Genomic DNA, 18,610 nt, shown 5'->3' on the forward strand with positions numbered 1-18,610 from the left:
AATCCCGCCCCTTGGGCGTCGCTATGCTGATTTCTCTGATACTCTTCATTGTCCTCGATCGGCCTTGCTCGTTGCACTGCGCGCCGGCTCGATCGAACGAATTCTCTGCGGGGTTTGCTGCTTTCGACAACGCGCTCGTGCCCACGCACCCCTTCATGGCATTCTGACCGCAAGGCCTTTGTCTGTCAGAATGAGCTGCCCGCCGGCGCCTCGGCCGTGGTGCAAGCGATAACGCAGCGACCATGCCAGTCCTGACCAGACATCCGCTGCGCGCGGCGTGTGCACGATCTTGTTGCGAAAGGTTACTCCGTCGCAGGCTGTTCACGAGGTTGGATCGAACGTCACCGAATTACCATACTCAAAATTGTAGTTCCTCGTACTAATGTGCTCGACTCATTAGTGTAAATTGAATTAGATGCTTCTTGGGTGGGGCATCCAACTCTCTGGGCAACTCCGCGAGGCGCGGCGAGCTAACTCGCACCCACCTGTTGCCGTCGGGGTTAGAAATGAAAATCGCAATCGCAATTGCAATCTTGGTTGTATGGTCCACGTTCTCGCTGTCTGTCTCGGCAGCTTCCGCTCACAGTGGCGGAACGGATTCAAACGGCTGCCACACCAATCACAAGACCGGAGATTACCATTGCCATTGAAATCGTTGTTGATGGCCGCCGTCCTGACGCTATCGCTTCCGGCGAACACCTTCGCCTGGGATGGTGTAGATAGCGATTCTGGCGGTGCGGTCGAGATTGGCAAAGGCAATCTAGTCAGATCGGGACAGACCGTCGAGGTTTACGACTACGAAGCGGGCGAGTACCGTGACGTTGATGTCCAAAGCATCCAGCGTTCTGGAGGCTCGGTCGAGGTCGAGGTTTACGACAACGAAAGCGGCGAATACCGCACCTTTGAAATGGACGACTGATAAAGTGGGCCGCCCTAAAAAGGGCGGCTGCTGCTATCGTTGCCATAGCGATTGGTGTCTTTGCCGCGGAGCTATCCTCTCCCAATGACCAACTCGTCAAAGATAGTCTTAAACTCCTCAAAAGAAGCTTCGATCACGATCCGTCCAGGCGATTTAGATGTCTCCTCAGTTTTACGTCGCCTTGAGGTCCGTCAGCACCTTGTCAAAAGCATCCTTGACCGGCTTTGAGATTTCCTCCACCGTCCTGCTTGCGAGTACCCGGAATTCCTTGGCGTGCTGCAAACTTGTCTCAACCCGCTTGCGCAGGAAGGTCGACTGCAGTTCGAGGACCTGCGACGGCGAATTTGCGCTAAGCAAAGCTTGCAGATGCGAGAAGCCGGCCTCGGCGTCGGCCTGCAGTGCAGCGATCGTCTTCCACGACAATTCGTTGCCGAACAGACTTGTCGTTTCGAGGATCGGAGGCAGCATTTTCTGTGTCGCTTCAGCGCCGGACGCAAATTTCAAAAAAGCCTCTGTCACCTGCTTGTTCCCCTTTTCAACGGATGCGCCGAACTGATCTGGCACCTTGAGCGGCGATGACGCCGGGTTTTCGATCGTTTCAAAGGATCTTTCGGAAATCTTGGTCATAGCGTTTTCCTTCTCATTGAGTTGGTTGCAAGCTGTGACGTCGGGATTGCCCCTTCCGCCGGCGGACTATGCAGGCCGCTTGGTAGAACGTCGGGCCGATGACGAACCGTCATGTGGCCTCCGTTCCGTTCGTTTCATGAACCGGCATCATGCAGACTGCTTTCTGCCGCTTGTAACCAGGGATCAGCAAACACCATGCCAACTGCTCAGACGCTCCAAGAAGATGATTTTTGTTTATCGATGGGCGGATTGATCGGTATTTGGCGGAGAGACCGGCGAACAAACGTTCTAATCTCGACAATTCGACAATAGGTGTCGGGTGCCCGACATTTGCGAGACATGTGGACAGCTGAGATCGGGACAAGCGAATGAGCATGTAATTCAATCGCGCTCAGGATCGTCCTGTGCCGGATCGTATTGAGCCTGCGGGGTGGAAAGTGACGTTGCGGTCCTCGCCGCAAGTGCCTCCGTCAGCCGCGCACTGGTGTTTGCCTTGACGGTCAGCTTGCGCGAGACATTGCGTGCAAGCGCAGTGCCTTCTTTACACCGGCCGTCATCTGGGTAGAAACCGCCGCATCCGCATCCGCGGAACCGGCATGGGACACGAATGTCACGATGTGTGGCGATCCGATCACGGGGCATCTGCCTTGGCAACCGGATAATCGGTTCATCGCCGAGGGCCACGAGACAGCTGAACCGATTGGAACTACGGCGAGGCCCAAGGATCGTGTGCCTGTCTTGACCGGGGGCAGCTCGACTTCTCGCGAACGTATCCCTCGCGCGCTTATCAAACCTTGTCCCAGTCCTGCTGTTGCGCCACCTTCCGAGCTTGGAGACCATGAAAAGCGTCGCTGTTCGTTCGACAGCCTGAATGGGCGCTTGGCGCTTTGTTCGTAGCCCAGCTTGGGTCCATTCGGCTCGGAAACGGCATGCGCCTGCAGATCCTGTTCATCACACGTTTCGAACGTAAGACCGAAGCCATCGGAGTGACGCCGTGATGCGATTTTCATTTGGTACGAAATTTGCTGGTTTTGGTAATACTCCGCTTGACCAAAGGCTCTGATGCCGGCCTCGTCGGACGAGGACTGATTTTAAATCAAGAGCGGAGTTTCAGAACCTGACACGATGATTGGTTCGGTGCGTGTGGAACGCTTGGCGGCACGAGGATGACACCGAAAAATTTCGCGGGGTCTAATTAATGGAGTGAAACATGAAAAAGTATGTTTGCGAATTCTTCGGAACCTTTACGCTTGTCTTCCTCGGCTGCGGCACACTGCTCTATATGCGTCTAGAGGTGGGCCTGCTGGGTGTCGCTTTAGCCTTCGGAATGACCGTGGTTGCTATGGCCTACACGATTGGCCCAGTCTCGGGTGCGCATCTTAATCCGGCGGTCAGCCTGGGTTTCCTTGTGTCGCGCCGACTGAGAGCGTGGGACTTTGTCGGGTATGCGTCTGCTCAATGTGCAGAGCTATCGCGGCGGCGGGCACGCTCTACCTTATCGCTATGGAAAAGGTCGACGGCTACGATATCACCATAGAAGGTTTCGCTCAAACCGGCTGGATAGTCTATGGGTGGAGAGCCGCGTTCCTTTTTGAGTTCATCGCCACGTTCCTGTTCGTGACTGTATTCCTCAAATGCACGGCAGAGGGGGGCGCTGTCGCACGATTGGCGATTGGACTTACCTTAGTTGCGGTCCACCTTGGCGGTATCACGGTTTCTGGTTCTTCTGTGAATCCAGCACGATCGATCGGCCCAGCACTTTTCGCAGGAGGGGCGGCACTCTCTCAACTGTGGCTTTATATATTTGCGCCAATGCTCGGTGCTGTTGCAGCCGGCCTTCTTCAGCTCAGGGGGATCCTCGCGTCAAGCAAGCCGCAAAGTCTGCGCAAAGTTCGTGCGGCCCATCGAGCTTAAATATCGGTCTGCCCTCGCCCGGCCCCAGTTTTCGCAACGGTGCTGTAGAATCGGAAGCGCGGCAAGGATAAGCGAGCGCAGACACATTCGCTTCGAGATTTTGACTGCTCGCGCACCATAAAGCTGAGGCTGCCGCCAATTTACTCTCTAGTGCAATTGACCGGTAGAATTTTCTCGGTCCCAACACAGGCCTTCATATCGTCGCGGCGGAACCAGATCGCGCGTCCGCATCTGAGCGGCGGGTTGCCAGCGGTGAAGACGATCTGCTCGTCGGCCCGCATGCGCAGCACCTCATGCGGCTGGATCAGGGGTCTGGCGGCGAGTTGCTTCGATCGCGTGCGCGACGATCCTTTCGACTGAACACTGCGGCTGATCTGGTCGATCTCGACGGTCGCCATGCCGCAACGGCGCGAGATGTAGTCCGCGGTCTCGGAATCGTTGAACGCTGCAAAGGATATCCAGCTTGCGCTCTCGAACCATTTGCTGGCAGCGTCGCGACCGCCGTAGGTCTCGCGCATCTGGCCGATCGACTGGTAGATCGTGGTCAGCATGATACCATATTTGCGGCCGGCGTCGCGTGCGGTCTCCAGGATGCGCATGTAGCCGAGGCGCGCCACCTCATCGAGGAGGAAGAGCGCCCTCCCCCGCATCTCGCCGTTGCGGTTGTAGATCGCGTTTAGAAACGAACCGATGATGACCCGCGCCAAGCCCGAATGCGTCTCCAACGTCTTGAGATCGAGATTGATGAACACGTCCGTTTTTCCGTCTGCAAGATCACCCGTCGTAAAACTCGTTCCCGACACCAAGGCGGCGTAGTTCGGGTAGGATAGCCAGTGGGTTTCCTTGACCGCGTTAGCATAGACGCCCGAGAAGGTTTCCGGTGTCATGTTGACGAAGGCCGCGACATTTTCCTTCACGAAATCTGAACTTGAATCGTCGTAGATTTCCTGCAACCGCTTTCGCAGTTTGGGTTCGGGCTCGGACAAGTTCTTGCGTACTTGCCGGAGCGTCTGGTCGCTTTCCGTCGTGTGGCCGGAGAGGCAAACGTCGGCAATCAGCGCGGTGAGCAATTGCAAGGCCGAGGCGCGGAAGAAGTCGTCGCGAACCCACGGGCGCCACCGCTGTCGCTTATAATCCACGATGCGACGGAGGCAATATCCTCCTCCTTCGTTCCGCCGAAGCGGCCGATCCAGTCGAGCGCGTTGAAACCGATCTCCGACTGCTTCGGATCGAGGACGAAGACGTCGCGGTTGGCGTTGCCACGGTGTTTCGACACAATTGGCGCGACCTCGTTCGACGGATCGAGGACGACGAGCGCAGCGCCCCATGTCAGCGCCGTCGGAATCGTGACTGACGTCGTCTTGAAGCCGCCCGATCCGGCGAAAACGATGCCATGAGACGAGCCGAACGAGCCGTCGAAGCAAAGCAGCGGCGACTTGCCACCTGCTCCCCAGGTCTCGGCACTGCCGGCGCGAAACGGCTGGGATGCAGTGCTGTCGCGGTCGACGCGATAGCACTCGCCGATGACGACTCCGCCGGTCTCGGGAAACAATTTTTCGGCTAGTAATAGTTTCATCCAGTCCGCGTCGCCGTGCAGAGCCCGTTTTCCAACGATGCGTTTCGGCTCGGCCTTGGCGAATGCGGCATTACCGGCAATCGCCACCCGCACGCCGAACAGCGCCGACATCAGCACCGTGGTGGTGCCGATCGCCGTTGCGGGATCGAGATAGTTGAAGATCGATCTGCCGGCCGGGACTTGTTCGAAAAACGCGGAGAGTCGCGATGCCTCGCGCATGACAGCAATGAGGAGCGCGGCTATCGCGCCGGTGACAACGCCCCATCCGGCCGTCTTGATCCGCACCGAGCCGGCGCTCGCAAACAAGAAGACGATGCCGACGACCGACGCGGCGACATAGGGCAGAGCGATACCGGCGCGGCCGAGCATCTGCCGGGCGGCATCGCTCTTGCCGAAAGGGGCGAGCCAGTGTTCGATCCCTGTCGTTCCGATGGCCGCCAGCATCATCAAAGTTGAGGGTGCAACGAACAGCACGATCCTATTCATGGGTCTCTCTAAACGCCACAGCACCGATAACGGCAAGCCGTGAGCGCTCCTGTGCGTCTTCCTTCAGTCGCGCGGCGGCATCAATGAGGAGCCCGAGCAGTAGCGCGCGCTTCTCGTCTCGCAGCCCCGCCTTGACGATAAGGCCGCCGAGCTCAATCTTTTCGCGTGTGTCCTTCTTGCGGGCGTCGGATGTCGTGGATCTTCGCATTCGCTCAAGCCTCGCCAGTCCTGCCCTCAGCCGCGCCAGGCGGGTGTTGCGCGGAGAGTGTGCCCCCCTCCCCATTGTTGGAGGCGCCTTTCCCTCCGTTCGGACGGGCCTTGCCTCCGCGAAATCGTTTCGCCAGTTCCTCGAACGCTGCCTGCAATTCACTCTCGTCGATCTCGACTTCGCCGAGCCCGGCTTTCAGCGCGATCCGGCCGATCCGCTCGGCCTCCCGGGTCTCGGCGAGCTTCAATTGTTCTTGGAGCCTGGCGATTTCGTCGCGGATTTTCGAGGTAGGTTTCTTCATGTCCGGATGTCTCCTTGGGTGCGAAAGCTAGTCTTTCGGACCCATCTTCCGAATGTCGGTGCGGAACGCACTACTGTGAATACTACAATCGCCAAGGGCGATGCTTTCCTGGATGATCCCGGCCGCTCGACAAGGGCGGCATCCGAAGGGCGCAATTATACGTCGCTGACGCGACGTCCTTTTGATAGCGCCTGGCGGGGCCGATCTCGCTGCCGAACAAGTTGATTTTGCTCGCAATCGGGAGATAACTCCTCTGTGGCCGTCCCTCATTTCTCCGTCAGGGCATTGTCGCCCGCGGCTCCGGCCGCAGCGCTGTGCTGTCGGCGGCCTACCGGCATTGCGCGAAGATGGAATACGAGCGCGAGGCCCGTGCGATTGACTACACGCGCAAGCAGGGCCTGCTGCATGAAGAGTTCGTGGTCCCGGTCGATGCACCGCAATGGCTGCGGGCGATGATTACCGATCGCTCCGTCTCCGGGGCCTCCGAGGCCTTCTGGAATAGCGTCGAAACCTTCGAGAAACGTGTCGATGCCCAACTCGCCAAGGACGTGACCATTGCGCTGCCGGTGGAACTCTCGACCGCGCAGAACATCGGGCTGGTGAGGGATTTCGTCGAGCGGTACATCAGATCGAAGGGGATGGTGGCCGACTGGGTCTATCACGACGCACCCGGCAATCCGCATGTGCACTTGATGACGACGCTCCGGCCGCTGACCGAAGATAGTTTCGGAGCCAAGAAGGTCGCACTGACAGGCCCTGACGGCAATCCTCTGCGCAACGATGCCGGCAAGATCGTCTACGAGGTCTGGGCCGGCAGCCTCGACGATTTCAACGCCCTTCGCGACGGCTGGTTCGCCTGTCAGAACCGGCACCTGGCTCTTGCCGGCCTAGACCTCCGCGTCGACGGCCGCTCCTTCGAGAAGCAGGGGATCGAGCTCGCGCCGACCGTCCACCTCGGTGTCGGCGCCAAGGCGATCGAACGGAAGTCGAAAGAAGCCGAGCGGGATATTTCGCTGGAGCGGCTGGAGCTGCTGGAGGAGCGCCGGGCTGAAAACTCCCGCCGCATCCAGCTCCGCCCCGAGCTCGTGCTCGACTTGATCACGCGGGAGAAGAGCGTCTTCGACGAACGCGACGTCGCCAAGATCCTCCACCGCAATATCGACGACGCTGGCCTCTTTCAAAATCTGTTGGCAAGGATCCTGCAAAGCCCGGAGACGCTCCGGCTCGAACGCGAACGCATCGAACTTTCAAGCGGCCGACGCGAGCCGGCGCGCTACACGACGCGGGATCTCATCCGGCTCGAGGCGGAGATGGCCAACCGCGCGATCTGGTTGGCTCAACGCTCCTCTCACGGGATTGCGGAAGCTGTGCGCGAAGCCACCTTCGCGCGTCACTTGCGCCTCTCGGACGAGCAGAAGACGGCGATCGCACATATTACTGGCGGCGAGCGCATCGCCGCGGTGATCGGACGTGCCGGTGCCGGCAAGACGACGACGATGAAGGCGGGGCGCGAAGCGTGGGAAGCCGCCGGCTATCGCGTTGTCGGTGGGGCGCTTGCGGGCAAGGCCGCCGAGGGTTTGGAGAAGGAAGCCGGAATTGTCTCCCGCACGCTGTCATCATGGGAACTGCGCTGGAACCAGGGCCGTAGTCAGCTCGACGACAAGACCGTATTCGTTCTCGATGAAGCGGGCATGGTGTCGTCGCGGCAGATGGCGCTGTTCGTCGAAGCGGCAACCCAGTCTGGCGCCAAACTGGTGCTTGTCGGAGATCCGGAACAGCTGCAGCCGATCGAAGCCGGAGCTGCCCTCCGCGCCATTGTCGATCGCATCGGTTATGCCGAGCTCGAAACCATCTATCGCCAGCGCCTGCAATGGATGCGCGACGCGTCGCTCGATCTGGCCCGCGGAAATATTGGCAGAGCCGTGGAAGCCTATCGCGCGCAGGGCCGTGTCCACGGAGCCGAGCTGAAGGCTGATGCCCTGCAGGCACTGATCGCCGATTGGAACCGCGACTACGATCCTGCCAAAACAGCGATAATCCTCGCCCATCTGCGTCGCGACGTGCGCATGCTTAACGAAATGGCTCGGGCAACGCTCGTCGAGCGCGGTCTCGTCGCGGAGGGTTTTGCCTTCCGAACCGAAGACGGACACCGGAAATTTGCAGCCGGCGACCAGATCGTGTTCCTGAAAAACGAGGGTTCGCTCGGCGTCAAGAACGGTATGCTCGCGAAGGTTCTTGAGGCAGGGCCCGGGCGCATCGTCGCGGAAGTCGGAGAAGGCGAGCACCGCCGCCAGGTCACGGTCGAGCAACGCTTCTACGCCAATCTCGATCACGGCTATGCCACCACGATCCACAAGAGCCAAGGTGCCACCGTCGATCGCGTGAAAGTACTGGCGTCCCTCTCGCTTGACCGCCATCTCACCTACGTTGCCATGACGCGTCATCGCGAAGACCTTGGCCTGTATTACGGCCGGCGATCCTTTGCCAAGGCAGGCGGACTGAGCCCGATCCTGTCGCGCAGACAAGCCAAGGAAACAACGCTCGACTACGCCAGCGGCCGCTTCTACGCCCAAGCCCTTCGATTCGCCGAGGCCCGTGGTCTTCACCTCGTTAACGTCGCACGCACTGTCGTTCGCGACCGCCTTGCGTGGACCGTCCGGCAAAAGTCGAAGCTCGCCGAGCTTGGCGCACGTCTGGCGGCGATCGCCGGCAGGCTTGGTCTGTCCGCCGGCGCGGCCAAGACTACTCAACCGCGCAGCATCAAGAAGGCAAAACCCATGGTATCGGGCATCACCACGTTCCCAAAATCGCTGGAACAGGCCGTCGAAGACCGGCTTGCCGCCGACCCCGGCTTGAAGAAGCAATGGGAGGAAGTCTCGGGGCGCTTCCATCTCGTCTACGCTCAGCCGGAAGAAGCGTTCAAGGCCGTCAACGTCGAGGCGATGCTGAAGGACGAAGCTGCGGCGAAATCCACTATTGCCAGGATCGGTTCCGAACCGGAGAGCTTTGGTGCCTTGAAAGGTAAGACTGGGCTCCTTGCCGGCCGCGCCGACAAGCAGGCCCGAGAAATGGCCGTCACCAATGCACCGGCGCTTGCCCGGAACCTGGAACGCTATCTGCTTCAGCGCACGGAGGCGGAACACAAATATGAAGCCGAGGAGCACGCTGCCCGCCTGAAGGTCTCCCTAGACATTCCAGCGCTGTCGCCGGCGGCAAAACAAACGCTCGAACGCGTCCGTGACGCCATCGATCGCAACGATCTTCCCGCAGGCCTCGAATACGCGCTCGCCGACAACTTGGTGAAGGCCGAACTCGAAGGCTTTGCGAGAGCCGTATCGGAACGTTTCGGGGAACGCACCTTCCTGCAGCTTGCGGCCAAGGACACGAGCGGTCAGACCTTCCAGTCAGTGACCTCAAGCATGTCTGCGGGGCAAAAGGCGGAGGTGCAAACGGCCTGGAGCGCTATGCGCACGCTTCAGCAACTTTCGACGCATGAGCGCACGACCGAAGCACTTAAGCAGACTGTGACGCTGCGGCAAACGAGGAGCCAGGGGCTCTCGCTTAAATGACGCTTCAAGTTCGAACACACACACGAGCCTCTGCCCAGCGAAGGCGAGCCGCCAGCACTCTGTCAGTTGCAGCGGGCGCCGCCGCGCTGATGTCATTGGGTGGTTACCTGGGTGGCTATCGCGTCAACCTGACGCCGAGCGAGCCGCTCGGCCTCTGGCAGATCGTCCTCCTCAACCGTTCGCCACGCGTTGGCGACCTGGTGTTCATCTGCCCGCCAGACACAGCCACTATGCGCGAAGCGAGAACTCGGGGTTACCTCCGCTCCGGCCTTTGCCCCGGCCATCTCGCCCCGATGATCAAGTCGGTGGCTGCGGTCGGCGGTCAGCGGGTCGAGGTCGCGAACGAGGTAAGGGTCGATGGGCGCTCGGTTCGTGCTTCCGCGGTCTCGGGAAAAGATGGAGAAGGTCGGCCGCTGACACGGTTTTCCGGCGGCGTGGTGCCGCCCGGTGACGTCTTCCTGCATTCCGCCTTCGCCGGCTCGTTCGATTCGCGCTACTTCGGGCCTGTGCCGGCATCTGCCATTGTCGGTCTGGCGCGCGAGATGCTGACCTATGCGCCATAATTGGGGGTGGTCAACACTGCTTGTCATCGCCTCGCTCGGGGTCGGAACGGTCGCATGGAGTGGCCACATGCTGTTGCTGCCGGTGGCGCTCGGTTTTCCCGTCTTCTGGTCGCTGTCGAGAACGAGATCGACGGTAACGTTGGTTTCCGCCGCATATTTCCTGTCGGCGTCACGCGGCCTGCCGCAAGGCGTGGCCACCTTCTATGCAGCGGATATCTGGCCGGGCCTGCTGCTGTGGCTGGCTGCCTCCGCAAGCTTTGTGGCAGTGCACGCGCTGCTGTGGACGAAGGATGCTGGTCGTCGACCAACTCGCTGGCCGCGCTCCTAGTGGCAGTGCCCCCTTTCGGCATTACCGGCTGGGCGCATCCAATCACGGCTGCAGGCGTCGTGTTTCCGGGATGGGGATGGTGGGGACTGGCCGTCACGACAGCCGGCCTGGCGGGCCTCGTTTCCCGCCTCTGGCCAGCTGTCGCCATAGGCCTTACTGCCTTCTGGGTCTGGTCCGCCGCTTTCTGGACCGATCCGAAGCTACCCGAACAATGGCGGGGCGTCGATCTCGAATTGGGTGCCTCGCTTGGGCGGGATACCAGCATGGTTCGTCACCGTGATCTGATTGCAACGGTGCTTGACCGAGCGTCCGACAGTGCTCGAAGACTCATCCTCCCGGAAAGTGCGTTGGGCTTTTGGACGCCAACAGTAGAGCGGCTATGGAGACGCGGGCTGGAAGGACATGACACTACCGTTCTCGCGGGTGCGGCAGTCGTCGACGCGGCCGGATACGATAATGTGATTGTCGCAATATCGGCGGGTGGCAGTCGGATCCTCTACCTGGAACGGATGCCTGTCCCTGGGTCGATGTGGCAGCCCTGGCAGCCCCTCTTCGGAGGCAACGCCGGCGCGAAATCGCACATCTTCGCAAATCCCGTCGTGACACTCGGCTCCAGCCGGGTGGCGGTACTGATCTGCTACGAGCAACTGATCGTCTGGCCGGTGTTGCAATCGATGCTCGGAGGTCCGGACTTGATCGTTGCTGTCGGCAACGGCTGGTGGACCAAGGGAACGTCCATCGTCGCGATCCAGCGCGCCAGTACCGCCGCCTGGGCAAAACTGTTTGCCAAGCCGCTGGTTTTCTCTTTCAACAATTGATGCAGAGGAGGTCCCATGCTCGACGCGGCCCAAATCAAAGACTGCGCCGACCCTTCACTCACACCCGCGATCGTCGAACAGTTCGTCACTGCCGCGGGCTCTGCCGATCCTCTCGCGGTGACCGTCCGATCGGGCGGCCGATTGATCCTGGTGCCGAAGGCCAAATCACCTGACGAGGCGATGGACATCGTGCGTCAATATACCGGCAAGGCTGTCGTTCGTGTCGGTCTGACGCAGTTTCCGGCCGGTGTGGGGGTCAAGGACCTGGCGGATCTCAAACCAGATTTAATCGACGTCTGCCAGAACCTGCGCAAGGGAACGGCTATGTTCGCCAAGATCATCAGGATCGTCGCCAAATGGTACGGCAATCCAAAAAGCGACGATGTTTTTCCGCAGATTTTCGAGGACTCGGTCTACGCCTGGAAAACCGGCGTGTTCGAAGGGGTAGGGGTGTTTCAGGCGGATGATCCAGGCGGCGCTATCATTAATCAGACCGAGCTGAAGGACGGCGGGGAGACTGAGTTCGTGGACGAAGCCACCCCCTCCCAGACCGATGCGGAACCTCAGGAGTTGGAAGAAGTCGGCAAAGCCGGAATGCGGATTGATCTGTCGAGGATCGGCGGTCAAAAAGGCCTCTAAGTCTCTGTATCTCGATTGATCGCGTAAACGTCCCGACCTCGCTTGGTCCCGGCGCCACCATGCCACGGAACGCTGGCCACTTTGGACCATGTCCACTCGCCGGCTGCCTCCCCAATGCTATATCTGTCGTCCAATGCATGATCATGTCAAATGGACGATCGCCTGCTTCGAACAGAGGTAAAACGGTCCAAAGAGCGCAGGAGGATTCGCGTGTCAGCGCATCCAGGAATTGGTCATCGCGCGAATTTCTGCAGTTGCGGAAGCGCGTCAGGTCAGCACACTATAGTTGCCTACAGGCTGTACGGCGAAGGACCCTCGGCCTTGAGATGCGGTCGGCTCCAACGATACCGTTTTCGCTCACACTGGCTGAGCAATCGTAGCGCGAACGCGCCCGCGAAACGGTGCAACAGCTTCGAGATGAGGAATGTGCTGAAATTTACGACCGGTTGGCGCACCCAGAGCTGATGGGGGCGTTGCCACGGCAGGTCGGACTTGTTCTTGCTAAAAAATCCGATGGATCGACACCAAGGGCGTCAGAGATCTGGCCAAGGACAGTGAGGGTTGCGGACGTCTCGGCACGTTCGATGGCACCAATATGACGCATGCTCAGACCAGTTCGGTAGGCCAGTTCTTCCTGCGTCAGTTTTTTGCCATGGCGTATTCGACGCAAGTTCATCGCCATGACCTCGTTGAGATCCATGACATGAGCGGAACCTGAATCCGAACTATTGTTCTAGGAAGTATAGTTCCGATTCCGCCTGGCGCGTGCTATTGGTGGCCGCCGCGCGTTAATCTTTGAGTCGATTGAGCTGGATGATGGCGATCAGGGCCGTACACCGGCGGCCCAAACGATATACTGCGGTGAGTAGCGTTTGAAGAGTGGGGACGATGTGTGAGGAGAAGCGGATGAGCGAGTGTGATGCGTCCGGAGAGCCCGAAGAAAACGAGGGAGCTTCTCGCTATAGTTCACTCACGAAAACTGAACTGGAGGCGCTGGCCGTCTCAGCATTGCTGAAACACCGCAGTATGCTTGGCGCCGACGAGGCTGTTTACGAAGAATGGCTCAGCGCCAGCCGCGATCCCACCGTATCGAGCGATGTTCTCCAGACTTTGCAGGACGAATATTTTTTAAGGCAGAAGAAGGCGCAGGACCAGCAGGAAGAGCTTTCCGAGATCATCGACGCCCTCGGCTATATTCCATTTATTTCGTCAGAGGAGGAGGGCTGACGGTCAGTACAGGCCACGGTCCTTGGCAATTGCGACGAGTTGGGGAACGGTCTTGGCCTCGAACTTTCGGCGCGCGCTGTCCAAGTAGTGCTGTACCGTCCTCGCGTTGATGCCCGTCAGCATGGCGGTTTCCGGCGCGCTTTTCCCCTTCATCGCCCACATCAGGCACCTCCCCTCCCTTGGGGAAAGCGCCTGTCTTGGAGCCACGAGCGTCGTCGCGCCAACGATCTTCAGGCTGTAATGGACAGCCATGACCCCCTGCATTGCCTTTCGAGCATCACGCAATTTCGGTATTTCCGACTTTCGTTCCGATGACGCCAATGTCAGCAACATTGTCGACCCATAGCTTCCTTCGACGGGAATGGTCACTCCACTACAAATACCGTGCTCGACTGCCTTGTCGCGAAACTGCCGGAGTTCCGAAGAACCGCGAGCCGGCCAGTCGTCGGAGGTCCAGGCGAACATGTCCATGCGGCGCTTGGCCTCCGTCACCACAGGGTCGATCCGCGCGTAGCGACGGGCAAGGTAAATCCCCTCCCAAGTTTCAGGGTAAGAATTGAACGTTTTCACTTCAGCGCCTTCGGTTTGTAGATACGCAAAATAGTCGAACCCACATGCATGCGCAAAGCTCTTGACCGCTTTCTTGATCATACGTTCATCGCGCGCGGCTTCGGCCATGTCGATGAGTGAGCGAAAGTCTTCGTCCATTGACCTTTATCCTGCCTTCTCCCGTGCCGCTAGGGCCCTGATCTCGCCGCAACTTGGCCGCCCTTGTCATCAAGGCCGGCGAAGAGCCGGCCCAAGGTCAACCAATCTCGGATTCATGAGAGCCGTGGGACGCATGCCACAGTCGCTCACCGATATGTCTACTCACGTTCTGCGCGTATTCAAGCTCTGGTCGATCTAAAACAAGACCATAAGATGGAAGATTTTACCGCCGCCAAGCCGCGGACTTCGCTTGCAGCTATCGTCTTGGCTGTTACGGGCCGCTATAGGCCGACGGGAAAACGATGTCCTGATCGACAAGAACGTTGAACTTGTAACCGGGGCGTATGCGGATGGTCGGTTGGGCGTTCAGGTTTTTCGAGATCGTCTGCTCAGCCACACGGCCGAAGCTTTCCGCGAAATTGCTCCTTGCCGCGTCAGAGGCGGATTCCTGGCTTGCGAGCGTCGAACTCTGGGGCGCCGACATTTCGATCCCGCTTCCGATCAGCGCGATTAGAGCGGCTGAACCAAAAGTCCGCCAGAGATGGCGATCGACCTTGTCCTTGAACCCGCCGTAGCCTTCAGCATCGGTGCCGGCCATGCCGCCGATCTGCAGCGTCGAACCGTTCGGGAATATGAGGTCGGTCCAGACGACGAGAACCCGCTCCTGAGCGAAGGAGATTTTCGAATCGTAGCGGCCGAATAGCTTGGCGCCCTGCGGCACGAGAAGACGGTGTCCCGTGGCGCTGTCATAGACATTCTGGCTGATCTGCGCGGTAATGCGTCCCGGTAGGTCGGAATTCAGGCCGGTGATCAGCGTGGCCGGGATGACCGCCCCCCGCTTGAGCTCATACGGCGACAACTGCGGCACAACCTGATTGGGCAGATAACCGAGGTCTTTGATATCCTGGTTGAAAAAGTCCTCCTTTGAGGCCTGGGCGTTCCCATCGACATTCTGTCCCAATAACCCCGATCTCATCGCAGCCGCATAAAGATCGGAGGCGTCGTTCGTCGTACTGTCAGTCTGTCGAGCAGTATCGTTGGTGTTCGCCGCAGCCTCTTCCGCGTCAGACACATTCACCTTTAGCGGCGAGTCCAATGCAGTTGCGCGCGCCTGTAGCCTCGCCATCAGCTGGCGCTGCTCTTCCCGAATATATTGTTCGTCCTGCTCGCGTTTCAGACGCGCCTTCCATTCCTCCTCGGACTCCATACCGGAACGCGGGTCCCGGTCCACCGGCCGCCGCTCGGGAACGGGCTCTTCAGTCTCGACCTTCTGCTCGATGACGGGCGTGGGCTGAAACGATTCGCGTTCAACCGGCTCGCCGATAATGCCGTCTGGAACCCCACGCTTGAGCTGTTCGCCGAAATTTGTCGCCGGGGTATTGGAGGCGCTGTCGATGTCGTTGCCGCGGTTGAAGGATAGTCCTCGCCACGACAGGCCGGTCACGACAATGCCGCAAAACAGCACGACCAAGATGATGGTGACGATGATCGGTAGACGGTTGAGGCGACGCATGCCGTTTTGATCGTCGGCCTGGCCGGATGCGCCAAGTTGAAGCGATTGCACCATGGTCTCCTCTTCAATTGCGCCGCATGACCGAAAGAGGACCCGCTGGCGTGGCGCCATCCGCTGTCGGCTTGTAGGCGCGGCTGATCGCGATGGAAGCGGTGGTCATCCGCGCGAGAACCTGGCCCTCAATGCTGTCGATCACATAGGCAAGCTCGACTGGCTTGATGTCCTTGCCGATCTTGTTGTCTGTAACGACGGTGTATCCCCATCCTTTGAGGGCCGCCTCAAGCGCGGTCGCAAACTCGGATTGGTCGTTGTTCATCTGGATCGTCGTCACTCTGGCAGAGCCGATCTGCTCGGCCAACCGACCGGCCATGTCACCGGCAACGGCGCTTGTGGCCGGTCCGGTGACAGCCCTCTGTGTTATACCGGTGGTCAATGCTTCATCGGCCGTCTGGCAACCGGAAGAGAAGGCGACGGCGATCGAGGCTAACAGCAGCTTGCGCATGATCACCCTCCCCGCTTGATCGTGATCTTCTGTTGTCGCCATCCGACGCCGGAAAGGAGGATCGCCTTGTCGACCACGTAGTCGACGATCATCATGTCATTCTTCATGCGAAAATTGACGATGCGGTTCTGACCGCCCGAGACGACGAAGAGGACCGGAGCGTCCTGGCCAGCGATCGCCTTTGAAAACTGAATGTAGGTCTTTGCTCCATCGGAATAGACCTGTTTTGGTTTCCAGGCGGCGGTGCCGCTCACCGAATAGGAGAAGTTAAGCTTATCGGGCGCGGCGCCTTGAATGCCTCCGGTTTCCAGCCGCGCATTGATGTCGCCGAGCTTCATCGAGACATCGTCGGGATACTCAAAACCGATGCGGGCCATGTATTGGGTCGGATGCGACTTGAGCTGGATATGGTATGTGCGTCGCGACGTCGTAACCACCATCGAGGTAAGGAGCCCGGCTTCGGATGGTTTGACGACCAAATGGATGGCCTGCCCACCGGTCGCGCCCGACGTCGCCGGCTCGACCTTCCATCGCACCGTGTCGCCGACAAGCACGTCGCGGACGATCTCGCCGCCCTGCAACTCGATATCGCATACCTGCAGCGGCGAGCAGACGACCGAGGGTTGGGTTTCGCCGAACAGGAAGATGACCTTTCCATCCGGACCGGTCGTGACGAGACCGGCCGTTCCGCGCCACGTCCTGGAAATTCTCGTTCCCTTCGCCTCGTTCGAGGTCATGCCTTGCGCCAATGTGCCGCTCGCAAGAGCGAGCCCTGCAATGCAGCCGGCGGCCATGATCAATCCTGTTCTGTTCATTTAATTTCCCCGCATCAAAGCTGTGCCGTCCAGTCGAAATCACGGACGAAAAGGCCGATCGGATTGACCCGGATCGTCGCCTCGTCCTGAGGCGTGGTCAGCGTGACCGTGGCGATGCCCCGTGCCCATCTCCTTTCCCTTGCGGTCGCGCTCATATTCGGTCCAGTCGATCTGATATGTCTGGTTGGAGAGCGCGACGATGTTGTTGACTTCGATCGCGACCGTCGACGTCTTCCCCTTCTCGAATGGCGAGTTGCCACGGAACCAGGCATTGATCTTCTCCGTGGACGGGTCCGAAGTCCTCAGGAGTGCGTAGGTCCGGTCGATATAATGCTTCTGGACCACGGCGTCCGGTGTAATGGAGCGAAAGCTGCTCACGAAGTTGCCGATGGTCGCGCGGACCACGCGTTCGTCGGCATATTCAATTCGCGCTGGAAAGCCGGCCATCACCGACGTCCCAAGTTTGTCGACCTCGACAATGTAGGGCACGAGCTTGACCTGTGCGCTTAGATATAAGGCGTAAGTGAAGCCGATCACAGCCATTGTCATGCCGAGGATCCCGACCAGTCTCCAGGCGGCTGCGGCTTTGACGTATGAGCCATATCGTTCCGACCATTCCTGGCGTGCGGCGAGATACGGGCTTTCGGGAGCGCTGTTTGCTGCCATGGATCCATCCATTTCTGTTTCTTGCTAGTCGTTGAGTTCGGGTGGTCGCTTGGCGGCGCTGTGCCCACTGCGGCTTTCATCAAGCTTGGCGTTTGCGAGCCCGAGGATCGACCCCGCATAGGCGCCGGGCGAGCCGATCGCCTTCTCCTTGGTTGCGGATCCCGCAGCGTTGCCAGCAGAACCGATGCCGGCGCCAAGGCCTTTGAAGGCCGCGCCCACGACTGACGAGCCCGCAGCTCGAGCGGCTTGGCCCGCCGAAAACCCGGCCCCCGCCGCCCCTGCTCCGAGAAAACCTGCGCCGGCGGCGAAGGACGCGGCTTGTCCGCCGTGGCGAATGGCCTCCATCCCTCCGGAAACTGATGCCCCCTGCACCACGCCTTGCAAGATGTTGGGGACGTAGATCGCGATGATGAAGACGACGACGGCTATACCGGCTATCGCCAATGCTGTCTGAAACTGGTCACCGATATCAGGTTGGTTCGCGAGCCCGATCAGGACCTCCGATCCGATACGCGAGATCATGACAAGCGCCATGAGCTTCATTCCCACCGAGAAGGCGTAGACCAGATAGCGGATCGCGAAATCTTTGGTGTAGGATGATCCGCCAAGCCCGAGCATGATCATCCCCGCGAGCAGACCGATATACATCTCCACCATCACGCTCACGAAAATCGCTGCAACAAGCGAAAACGAGATGACGACGACGACCATGGCGAAAGCTGCCGAGATTGCGAGCGCGTTGTCCTCGAAGAGGCCGAACTGGATCTTCTCCGACATTTTAGTTGCGACGGCGAGGCCGGCATTGAAGACGTCGGCAGGTGAAGCAGTTCCACCGCCGGCGCCAATCTGGAATAGGCTGTCGACCACGGCCTTGGCGAAGGCTGGCCCTTGCGCGAGCACGAAGGCGAAGAAGCCGACGAACATGATCCGTCGCACCAACTCTGCGAACCAACTATCAAGTGACGCGGCCTGGATTGCGAGCCAGACGGCCGCGATGCCAATCTCGATCGTCGCGAGAATCCAGAACAACGATTTCCCAGCATCCATGACGGTGGTCTCCCACCCTTTGGCAGCCGTCGTGATCTGTTTTTGAAGTGATGTCAGCACCGATCCTTCTTGGGCGAATGCAGGCTGAGCTGCCACCGCCGTAAGTGCGGCGACCAACACCGCGGCTCGCAGCACACGGAAGCTTGTTGTGGCGCCCATGATGATCACCATTCGACCTTCATTT

14 protein-coding genes and 5 pseudogenes are annotated in these 18,610 nt (G+C 59.5%); 8 read left to right on the plus strand and 11 right to left on the minus strand.

Features of this window, described 5'->3' with window-relative positions:
- Positions 1 to 506 precede the first annotated feature (506 nt).
- Together GGI60_RS32670 and GGI60_RS25920 are read left to right on the plus strand one after the other, a co-directional pair.
- Positions 507 to 650: a YHYH domain-containing protein gene (locus GGI60_RS32670; protein WP_210191828.1), complete on the plus strand. Its 144-nt coding sequence runs from the start codon at positions 507 to 509 to the stop codon at positions 648 to 650.
- Positions 641 to 919: a DUF5334 family protein gene (locus GGI60_RS25920; protein ID WP_245303179.1), complete on the plus strand. Its 279-nt coding sequence runs from the start codon at positions 641 to 643 to the stop codon at positions 917 to 919. Before GGI60_RS32670 ends, GGI60_RS25920 begins: the two co-directional genes overlap by 10 nt.
- A gap of 171 nt (positions 920 to 1,090) precedes the next feature.
- Here GGI60_RS25920 and GGI60_RS25925 read toward each other — a convergent pair whose 3' ends face one another.
- The gene (locus GGI60_RS25925) at positions 1,091 to 1,546 is read right to left on the minus strand and encodes a phasin (RefSeq protein ID WP_054186405.1); all 456 of its coding nucleotides are present in this window, start codon (positions 1,544 to 1,546) and stop codon (positions 1,091 to 1,093) included.
- Positions 1,547 to 2,756: 1,210 nt separating this feature from the next.
- Here GGI60_RS25925 and GGI60_RS25930 point away from each other — a divergent pair.
- Positions 2,757 to 3,460 (plus strand): annotated as a pseudogene (locus GGI60_RS25930) (aquaporin).
- 140 nt (positions 3,461 to 3,600) lie between these two features.
- Here GGI60_RS25930 and traG read toward each other — a convergent pair.
- From traG to traC, 3 genes and pseudogenes are all read right to left on the minus strand, one after another.
- Positions 3,601 to 5,522, minus strand: a pseudogene (gene traG, locus GGI60_RS25935) (Ti-type conjugative transfer system protein TraG).
- On the minus strand, positions 5,515 to 5,730 hold the full coding sequence (gene traD, locus GGI60_RS25940; protein ID WP_170961519.1) for a type IV conjugative transfer system coupling protein TraD: 216 nt from the start codon (positions 5,728 to 5,730) through the stop codon (positions 5,515 to 5,517). Before traD ends, traG begins: the two are co-directional and overlap by 8 nt.
- 4 nt (positions 5,731 to 5,734) lie before the next feature.
- Entirely contained in the window at positions 5,735 to 6,031 is a 297-nt protein-coding gene (traC, locus tag GGI60_RS25945; protein WP_088396705.1) for a conjugal transfer protein TraC, read from the minus strand.
- A 255-nt stretch (positions 6,032 to 6,286) separates the two neighbouring features.
- On the opposite strand from traC, the pseudogene traA reads away from it, so the two are divergent.
- From traA to GGI60_RS25965, 4 genes and pseudogenes are all read left to right on the plus strand, one after another.
- Positions 6,287 to 9,600, plus strand: a pseudogene (traA, locus tag GGI60_RS25950) (Ti-type conjugative transfer relaxase TraA).
- Entirely contained in the window at positions 9,597 to 10,163 is a 567-nt protein-coding gene (traF, locus tag GGI60_RS25955) for a conjugative transfer signal peptidase TraF (protein ID WP_088396707.1), read from the plus strand. Before traA ends, traF begins: the two are co-directional and overlap by 4 nt.
- Positions 10,153 to 11,309 (plus strand): annotated as a pseudogene (locus GGI60_RS25960) (conjugal transfer protein TraB). Before traF ends, GGI60_RS25960 begins: the two are co-directional and overlap by 11 nt.
- Before the next feature lie 15 nt (positions 11,310 to 11,324).
- The gene (locus tag GGI60_RS25965) at positions 11,325 to 11,948 is read left to right on the plus strand and encodes a TraH family protein (protein ID WP_183919329.1); all 624 of its coding nucleotides are present in this window, start codon (positions 11,325 to 11,327) and stop codon (positions 11,946 to 11,948) included.
- Between the two features lie 436 nt (positions 11,949 to 12,384).
- On the opposite strand, the gene GGI60_RS25970 is transcribed toward GGI60_RS25965, so the two are convergent.
- Positions 12,385 to 12,648 carry a helix-turn-helix domain-containing protein gene (locus GGI60_RS25970; RefSeq protein ID WP_088396709.1) on the minus strand — a complete coding sequence of 88 codons (264 nt, stop codon included), beginning with the start codon at positions 12,646 to 12,648 and terminating at the stop codon, positions 12,385 to 12,387.
- Between the two features lie 206 nt (positions 12,649 to 12,854).
- Here GGI60_RS25970 and GGI60_RS25975 point away from each other — a divergent pair, with 206 nt between their 5' ends.
- Entirely contained in the window at positions 12,855 to 13,175 is a 321-nt protein-coding gene (locus tag GGI60_RS25975; protein WP_183919327.1) for a transcriptional repressor TraM, read from the plus strand.
- Positions 13,176 to 13,178: 3 nt separating this feature from the next.
- On the opposite strand, the gene GGI60_RS25980 is transcribed toward GGI60_RS25975, so the two are convergent.
- The 6 genes and pseudogenes from GGI60_RS25980 to trbL all read right to left on the minus strand — a co-directional run bounded on the left by GGI60_RS25980 (position 13,179) and on the right by trbL (position 18,585).
- Complete coding sequence (locus GGI60_RS25980) at positions 13,179 to 13,883, minus strand: autoinducer binding domain-containing protein (RefSeq protein WP_183919326.1); 705 nt, start codon at positions 13,881 to 13,883, stop codon at positions 13,179 to 13,181.
- Between the two features lie 271 nt (positions 13,884 to 14,154).
- On the minus strand, positions 14,155 to 15,450 hold the full coding sequence (gene trbI / locus GGI60_RS25985; protein WP_183919324.1) for an IncP-type conjugal transfer protein TrbI: 1,296 nt from the start codon (positions 15,448 to 15,450) through the stop codon (positions 14,155 to 14,157).
- A 10-nt stretch (positions 15,451 to 15,460) separates the two neighbouring features.
- Positions 15,461 to 15,898: a conjugal transfer protein TrbH gene (gene trbH, locus GGI60_RS25990; protein WP_088396713.1), complete on the minus strand. Its 438-nt coding sequence runs from the start codon at positions 15,896 to 15,898 to the stop codon at positions 15,461 to 15,463.
- Positions 15,899 to 15,900: 2 nt separating this feature from the next.
- Positions 15,901 to 16,713 (minus strand): P-type conjugative transfer protein TrbG, encoded by an 813-nt coding sequence (gene trbG, locus GGI60_RS25995; protein ID WP_088396714.1) that lies wholly within the window; start codon positions 16,711 to 16,713, stop codon positions 15,901 to 15,903.
- A gap of 14 nt (positions 16,714 to 16,727) precedes the next feature.
- A pseudogene (locus GGI60_RS26000) lies at positions 16,728 to 17,379 on the minus strand (conjugal transfer protein TrbF).
- A 24-nt stretch (positions 17,380 to 17,403) separates the two neighbouring features.
- A complete protein-coding gene (gene trbL, locus GGI60_RS26005; protein WP_183919332.1) occupies positions 17,404 to 18,585 on the minus strand; it encodes a P-type conjugative transfer protein TrbL in 1,182 nt (393 codons plus the stop codon).
- Positions 18,586 to 18,610 lie beyond the last annotated feature (25 nt).

It is taken from the genome of Rhizobium lentis, assembly GCF_014200175.1.
GTDB classification, from domain to species: domain Bacteria; phylum Pseudomonadota; class Alphaproteobacteria; order Rhizobiales; family Rhizobiaceae; genus Rhizobium; species Rhizobium mulingense.

Bases quoted from the DNA above. Each gene is read 5' to 3' on its own strand.
- GGI60_RS32670 (WP_210191828.1), top strand. From the start codon at position 507: ATGAAAATCGCAATCGCAATTGCAATCTTGGTTGTATGGTCCACGTTC.
- GGI60_RS25925 (WP_054186405.1), bottom strand. From the start codon at position 1,546: ATGACCAAGATTTCCGAAAGATCCTTTGAAACGATCGAAAACCCGGCG.
- traD (WP_170961519.1), bottom strand. From the start codon at position 5,730: ATGCGAAGATCCACGACATCCGACGCCCGCAAGAAGGACACACGCGAA.
- traC (WP_088396705.1), bottom strand. From the start codon at position 6,031: ATGAAGAAACCTACCTCGAAAATCCGCGACGAAATCGCCAGGCTCCAA.
- traF (WP_088396707.1), top strand. From the start codon at position 9,597: ATGACGCTTCAAGTTCGAACACACACACGAGCCTCTGCCCAGCGAAGG.
- GGI60_RS25965 (WP_183919329.1), top strand. From the start codon at position 11,325: ATGCTCGACGCGGCCCAAATCAAAGACTGCGCCGACCCTTCACTCACA.
- GGI60_RS25970 (WP_088396709.1), bottom strand. From the start codon at position 12,648: ATGGATCTCAACGAGGTCATGGCGATGAACTTGCGTCGAATACGCCAT.
- GGI60_RS25975 (WP_183919327.1), top strand. From the start codon at position 12,855: ATGAGCGAGTGTGATGCGTCCGGAGAGCCCGAAGAAAACGAGGGAGCT.
- GGI60_RS25980 (WP_183919326.1), bottom strand. From the start codon at position 13,883: ATGGACGAAGACTTTCGCTCACTCATCGACATGGCCGAAGCCGCGCGC.
- trbI (WP_183919324.1), bottom strand. From the start codon at position 15,450: ATGGTGCAATCGCTTCAACTTGGCGCATCCGGCCAGGCCGACGATCAA.
- trbH (WP_088396713.1), bottom strand. From the start codon at position 15,898: ATGCGCAAGCTGCTGTTAGCCTCGATCGCCGTCGCCTTCTCTTCCGGT.
- trbG (WP_088396714.1), bottom strand. From the start codon at position 16,713: ATGAACAGAACAGGATTGATCATGGCCGCCGGCTGCATTGCAGGGCTC.
- trbL (WP_183919332.1), bottom strand. From the start codon at position 18,585: ATGGGCGCCACAACAAGCTTCCGTGTGCTGCGAGCCGCGGTGTTGGTC.